Annotated in this window: 6 protein-coding genes; 4 read left to right on the top strand and 2 right to left on the bottom strand. The window is 40.2% G+C overall.

Features of this window, described 5'->3' with window-relative positions; all coding sequences use genetic code 11:
* Both INT22_RS04490 and INT22_RS04495 read right to left on the bottom strand, forming a co-directional pair.
* A partial coding sequence (locus INT22_RS04490) for a transcriptional regulator (RefSeq protein ID WP_193067740.1) occupies positions 1–527 on the bottom strand: 527 nt, incomplete at its 3' end.
* Between the two features lie 10 nt (positions 528–537).
* A complete protein-coding gene (locus INT22_RS04495; RefSeq protein ID WP_193067741.1) occupies positions 538–1,089 on the bottom strand; it encodes a hypothetical protein in 552 nt (183 codons plus the stop codon).
* A 325-nt stretch (positions 1,090–1,414) separates the two neighbouring features.
* Between INT22_RS04495 and INT22_RS04500 the strand changes: the two genes are divergently transcribed.
* The 4 genes from INT22_RS04500 to INT22_RS04515 all read left to right on the top strand — a co-directional run bounded on the left by INT22_RS04500 (position 1,415) and on the right by INT22_RS04515 (position 5,723).
* Positions 1,415–1,771 carry a plasmid mobilization protein gene (locus INT22_RS04500; protein ID WP_193067742.1) on the top strand — a complete coding sequence of 119 codons (357 nt, stop codon included), beginning with the start codon at positions 1,415–1,417 and terminating at the stop codon, positions 1,769–1,771.
* Entirely contained in the window at positions 1,761–5,147 is a 3,387-nt protein-coding gene (locus INT22_RS04505) for an LPD7 domain-containing protein (RefSeq protein WP_193067743.1), read from the top strand. Before INT22_RS04500 ends, INT22_RS04505 begins: the two co-directional genes overlap by 11 nt.
* Before the next feature lie 4 nt (positions 5,148–5,151).
* On the top strand, positions 5,152–5,397 hold the full coding sequence (locus INT22_RS04510) for a methionyl-tRNA formyltransferase (RefSeq protein ID WP_193067744.1): 246 nt from the start codon (positions 5,152–5,154) through the stop codon (positions 5,395–5,397).
* A 74-nt stretch (positions 5,398–5,471) separates the two neighbouring features.
* Positions 5,472–5,723 carry a helix-turn-helix domain-containing protein gene (locus tag INT22_RS04515; RefSeq protein ID WP_193067745.1) on the top strand — a complete coding sequence of 84 codons (252 nt, stop codon included), beginning with the start codon at positions 5,472–5,474 and terminating at the stop codon, positions 5,721–5,723.
* The last annotated feature ends 141 nt before the right edge of the window (positions 5,724–5,864 follow it).

Genomic DNA, 5,864 nt, shown 5'->3' on the forward strand with positions numbered 1-5,864 from the left:
TAATAGTCTGATTCATAAACCACAGCGACATTATCAAAATCAATGAATTGAGCAATTACAGATTTTTTAAATTTATCCAATTCATTTTCAGGGCTATAAATATTGCGTTGCACGCGATTCAAAACAAATTTTATTTTATCTTCGCTAACGCCATTTTCTACTAAAAAAGTATAAACCGAATAAGTGTCACTAATTTGCTTGTCATCTGGGGTTACAGGTATTACAAACAGATCAATTTCTTCATGACTATTTTTGTAGGAAAACATTTTAGATATAAATGTTTCGATGTTAGAAGAACCAACATCAACTACACAAGAATCAGACATTTCAATATTTTCTAGTAATTCGCCATAATTGATAGCACTAATTTTTTCACTTTCACCATGACCATCACTATTAATAGATTCTACACGGAACAATTCAGCATCTTCAATGCGGGGTAGAAGAAGCGCATTGCAAATCGTAGATTTACCAACATTTCCTGAGTAGTTAAGAGCAATCACTTTTTTATCGCTGGCTTGTAACATTGCATTTCTCCTATGTGAATTTTCTAGCACAATAAGTATTTACAATTTCTGCGAATTTTCGAATACCTTTACTATCCGCTTCTTCAGCTTCATCGTAAGTCAAGCCATTTTCAATAGCAGTTAATATTGTTTGTTTTTTCATTACCGGATGTTTTTTTAATAATTCCAGCCACTCATTCGATAATTCTACATAATCGCTTTCTTGCCTGTTTTTGACTTTCTCATTACTTATCTTTTCGTGCGCACGAATTATTTTAGCCTTTTCTTCATTCGTTTCAGTGGCTTTTAAAACTGGAAATCTTGGCTGTCCTCTTTTTGCTTCTATCCTTCTCATAGAAGACCTAAAAGCTTGATAAGCTATCACATCATCGCCATTCAAACCTAGCGCTAGATTGATGCTTTCTAAAATCCTTTTTAACTGAAAACCATAATGATTTTTAAGATCGTAGATATACGAGTAGTAGGCTTTACAGACATATGCCGCATATTTATCTCTTTCCGAAACACCATCACTTTCTATCAATTCTTGCAGCTTGTCAGGCGTATTTATCGGCTTATTCATAACACTCAACTCATGACTTTATTAAAACATCTTTTAGCGACCCCTAAAAGACCCTTAACCAACCCCTAAGCGACCCATAAGGAGAAAAAAAACCCCTGACCGACCCCTAGCCGACCCATGATAACAAATTCCACTCAATATACAACCCCTATACGACCCCTAAGCGACCCATAGAAAAATGCCACCAAAACTACAGGCACGTCACGGATGTATACACTACGCTTCGCTACGTTGTATAATCCGTCGTGCCAAAGGGTGCCCTTTGAATCCCAGCCGCTAACGCGGCTAAAACCAACCCCAGGTGCCAATATCGGAGGTCAACAGCATGGCTAAGCAAACAGGCGATAGTATCGTAATTAGTTTTCGTCTATCAGCAGCAGAATATGAGCCATACCGAGTGGCCTTAGAAAAAAGCGGGAAAAACCGTAGTCAGTTTTTCCGTGAAGTGTTTTTAACACTAAAACCAAAAATTGAGATTAAAGCTAAAACCGAAACTCCAACTGATTATAAAAAACTCCTATTTGTTGCTAACAAAGCATCAAATAACCTTAATCAAATAGCTTATCAACTTAACTATGCTGCTAAATCTAATATTATAAACCGTTCGATGCTAAATAGGGGGATAAATTTATTGGCATCTATTGAGAAATATATGCGGCGCGGAGTAAGAAATGCTCGTTAGGATCACAGGTGGTAATAGCGGAATTAAAGACTACCTGGAAAAAGGACAAAAACAAGATCGCCATTATAGCCGCGACGAGCTAGACCGCCGTGAGCCTATTTATGGTGACCTAGAGCTAACAGACTCAATAATTAACTCTATAGCGGATAAAGGCCAAGAAAGATATTTGCATATCACAATGTCTTTTAAAGAAAAAAACATTGAAACAGATAAGGTTAAAAATGCTGTAACCGATTTTATTAAAACAAGCATGGCTGCTTACAAAGCAGACGAGTTTAATTATTACGCTGAAATACATCATCCAAGATTAAAAAGCATCTATAACTCAGAAACAGCAGGATTTGACGACCGACTAACACACGTTCACATTGTTTTACCTAAGCAAAATCTTATTAGCAGTGGGCGACTTAACCCGTTTGGAAACTACATGCAAAATGTTGATTTCCTTGAAGCCATACAAGAGAAAATTAACCAAGATCATGGTTTAGAGTCTCCAAGATATAACCCTAGAGTAACGCTTCACAACAAAAATGATGCGCTGGGTAAGTATAAGCAGCAATTAGAAGCCAGTGAAAAAACACCGACTGCCAAACAGCGAGCAATTGAAACCGCTAAAAATGCTACTTACCAGGAGTTTCAAGATAAGCTTTCTGAAAAGGGTGAAGTGAAGGTAAGGAATGCGGGAAAGGATAACGAGTATTTAGCGGTTAAGTTTGAGGGTGAAAAAAAGTTTACTAACTTACGGGAACCCGTATTTAGGAAAAGCTTTTTAGATGATGGAAAACTTGAATTTGAAAAACTCTCTCCAAAAGTCATTAACGAGCGTGTAACTGACTGGAAGGAACGTAGAAGCAAAGAGATTAAATACATACACGATGCGTCTAAACCCGTTAGAAACGCTTATAAAGCACTGCAAGGCGTCGATAAAACCGCCTTTTTAAACAACCGAGAAGACCACTTTTACGCTCGGCATAAAACCATAGAAGGAGTAAGCGAAGATGAGCGATACAGTCTTACAGGAAAAGGCAACAATAAGCCCAGTCATTTTAGAACTAGAGGAACATTCAAGCCCCCTGGCTCCAGACGAGTACACAGCGTGCAAAGCTTGCATGAACGCACTCTGGTACACCAGCAAGGACGGACTTTATTGCTATTGCAGGGTGATGCACGTTCACACGTACATGCCGGAGGAGAGCAAACGGATAATGCTGCACGATTGCGACGGTCAACACATGGAGCCGATGGAGGATTAAGTTCTGCTATCCAGCATTTAGCTGCTGAAACTGTTAAACGCACCCCTGATCCTGGCGACTTAAACAAAGTTGCACCAGAACGCTTGTTAGATTATTGCCAGAAAACTTATTTGATAGACCCAAAAGAGCATAAAATCACGCAAAATAAAAATGGTGATTATCGAATTTCTTCGGGCGCACGAAATTTGTCTAACACCGATTTTCTTACTAAACATATTGGGCTAGATTGGCCCCAAGCACAGAAAGTTCTTACTACGCTTTATCATGATCAGCAAAACCAAAAACCAATTGAGCCAATCACTCAGGATAAACTAAAACAAGAGTGGCATGATTTCACTTCTAACATTAACACTAAACAGCATGACGTTAGATTTTTAGAGAAACGTATCAATAGAGACTATAAGAACCAAAGAAAACAGACATTAGAAGATTACCGACTAGAACGAATGAATATAAAAACTATTAAGTTAAACTATCCTCAAAAAGTTTACCTTGAGTCATTGGCTATTTATAATAAAATGGTGAAGCTAGAAACCTTAAAGGAGGAACACAGCAACTCTATAAGAGAAGCTAGAAACTCTATTCGACCATTTTACAAAGAACTCACTAATGAAGGTGACGATATGAAACACATGGAAAAATTAAAAAAAGCATTTAAAGCAAAAAATGATGCTTGGGCAGAAGATAAAAACAATTTTGAAAATGAAGTTAACGCCATTCAGCCAATGGGGGCAGATAAAAATCTTGCACCTAGCGATGCCGTAAAACGTGCTCAAAAATCAGCTAAAGAAGCCGTTAAAAGCGAAGGCTTGTCTAAGATAAAAATGCAAGACCTTACCCCTTTGCAAACTGAAAACGGAACTGACTTTAAACTTAAAACAACCCAGAAAACGCTTTTCCGTGATACAGGAAAACACCTGTCGTTTCCCAGCAGGGGCAATGAGCGCTCTAATATCGAAGTTGGTTTAGATTATGCGATTAACCGTTACGGCACCAACTTAGATATTCGTGGCACTAAAGAATTCAAAGCTTCGATTGTTGAAATTGCCGCAGAGAAGAATTTAGATATTACGTTCTCTGACAAGAAAATGAACCAGCAACTTGCTGATAAAAAAGCCGAAATGGGGATTACTAACAGTCAAAACCAGGTATCCCAGGGTGCTGACAGCCAAACGTATACCCCCTCGAAAGGAGCAACGCCCAGAGCGGAGACTAAAACTCCAGGAACGGCGGGCGTAGAAGCAACCGCAGAGTCTAAAGAAGCGACAAACCACAATAAAAACCATATTGAAAAGAAGCTGGAAGCTGCGTTCATGGCTGGTAAGGCATACGATCTTACAGACGATATTGCGTCTGACCGAAAACAACTTGAGGCATTCCACAGTGCCGCTAAAGAGCAGCTTAGTCAGGATAAGCAGATGCTTGACAGAGCCAACGTCGATCCAGAGTACCGCGATCAGCTTCAACAGACGAGGGACTTAGACACAGCGGAATTACAAGCAGGTGTAGAGGAGGGCCAAAAGGCGGTTGACACCGCAGAACAACGCCTCGAATACATGGACATACGGGAGCAAAAGCAGATGGACGCGCAACGCAAGATTGCCGATGCCGAAAGAGAGAACCTTAATGCAGCTTCAGAAAGGAGAGAGGTTGAATTGGGTTATCAAGTTAATAAGAAACAAGTTTCTAATGAGCTTAGTGACCTACAACATGAGGCTATGGGTGATGGTTACAACATTAAGCCTCTTGCTAAAGAGCATAGTGACTCGCCTAATCTAATTGCCGCCTACGTTCATGGCCTAAAAGATGCACAATCAGATGCACAGCAGGGAATAGCAATATCTTCAGACACCAGCCGTGACTATGGCGAACCTCAAGAATCTGAAGCTGTGGCTGCAAAAGAGATAGAACGCTTGGAAAAAAATATAGCGGCTGCTGATAAATATATGGATGACGCAAAGAGTCGCTTGGCCGAACTAGGCTATAAAATTACTGGCGATAATCTTCACACTGGTTATGAAAAATTAGATGCTGGTAATGAAAACGAGCTTTCTGATACTAATAAACAAACAGCTACAAAAACTGCTAGCAAATCCCAAGATCAAGATTTTGGTATGGAGTAATCCCATGAAATTTAAATCAATAAGCCCTGCAAGTGATTGGTTTTTTCGCCATGATGCCCCCCAGGGAAGCAGCAGCGATCCTATTTTGTATCATGTGGCGGTTTGGGCTGTTACCGAAAATGATGAGGTAATAGGTTTAATTGCTGCGTTTAATAATGGTGTCTTACACACACCGCCGCCCGTTCCTGGCTGCTATTTGCATCGTGACCAGCTAAACGAGAACGAGAAGCGCCTCATTTCTAAACGCTAGCGATTGTTTACTTGTAGCGTGTGGTAACTTCGCCTTCGGGTAACGTTCCACACGCTGTTTTTTTGGGGCTATTTATGGCGTACCAACTTGCTGAAAAAATTAGAAAAATACGTGAAGCCGAAACAAGCGGACGGGCCGAGTTTTCCCAACTAATTGGAATTCCTAAAAAAACTATAGAAAATATAGAGCTAACTGGTAGAGCGCCCAAGGGTGACTTACTGGCTGCCGTTTGTAGGAGATGGCCACGTTATACATTGTGGCTAATGACCGACCAAACTGACCCAGAAAGCGGGCAAGTTCAACCGGAAGAAAAAACACCTGGTTAAAACAGAAAACCCCCGACAGTCGGCAAACTGAAGGGGGCTAGGGGTCTGCAAAGGATGGCAGATGGCTTAATACTACTCGCTTTTTAAGCAGATAAAAACCCTCTTTTATAAGCATTGTTTGAGCGCCCAGCCAATGGCTGG

It is taken from the genome of Halomonas sp. 3D7M, assembly GCF_014897885.1.
Classification (GTDB): domain Bacteria; phylum Pseudomonadota; class Gammaproteobacteria; order Pseudomonadales; family Halomonadaceae; genus Vreelandella.

Bases quoted from the DNA above. Each gene is read 5' to 3' on its own strand.
- INT22_RS04510 (WP_193067744.1), top strand. From the start codon at position 5,152: ATGAAATTTAAATCAATAAGCCCTGCAAGTGATTGGTTTTTTCGCCAT.
- INT22_RS04515 (WP_193067745.1), top strand. From the start codon at position 5,472: ATGGCGTACCAACTTGCTGAAAAAATTAGAAAAATACGTGAAGCCGAA.
- INT22_RS04505 (WP_193067743.1), top strand. From the start codon at position 1,761: ATGCTCGTTAGGATCACAGGTGGTAATAGCGGAATTAAAGACTACCTG.
- INT22_RS04500 (WP_193067742.1), top strand. From the start codon at position 1,415: ATGGCTAAGCAAACAGGCGATAGTATCGTAATTAGTTTTCGTCTATCA.
- INT22_RS04495 (WP_193067741.1), bottom strand. From the start codon at position 1,089: ATGAATAAGCCGATAAATACGCCTGACAAGCTGCAAGAATTGATAGAA.